Source organism: Erwinia plantamica (assembly GCF_043420595.1).
Classification (GTDB): domain Bacteria; phylum Pseudomonadota; class Gammaproteobacteria; order Enterobacterales; family Enterobacteriaceae; genus Erwinia; species Erwinia aeris.
Map to the genome: position 1 here is coordinate 1 of NZ_JBGCUC010000130.1, position 399 is coordinate 399.

Genomic DNA, 399 nt, shown 5'->3' on the forward strand with positions numbered 1-399 from the left:
CACCAACAGCGCCGACGACATCGACTCAATCCAGAAAGAAGTTGACGCGCGTCTGTCTGAAATCAACCGTATCGGTACGGCTACCACCTTCAACGGCACGGCGATCTTCAACAGCACAGGCAGCGTAAAAATTCAGGTTGGCGCCAACGACGCAACCGACGCTAACGTCATCAATATCGACCTGTCAGGCGCAGGCTTCCAGTCTTCTGGCCTGGGCGCAACCTTCAGCGTGACCGGCGGTAACCTGTCAGACCTCGACGCGCGTATCAAAGACGTTGATACCGCACGTAGCGGCCTGGGTGCGATTCAGAACCGTTTTGAGTCTACCATCAACAACCTGAACACCTCTGTGACCAACCTGACCGCGTCACAGTCACGTATCCAGGATGCTGACTACGC

The 399-nt window shown here is 55.9% G+C and carries 1 protein-coding gene; it reads left to right on the forward strand.

Annotated elements, in window-relative coordinates; genetic code table 11:
• Positions 1-399 (forward strand): flagellin (locus AB3U87_RS22440; RefSeq protein WP_394150654.1); only part of this gene is annotated, 399 nt, incomplete at both ends.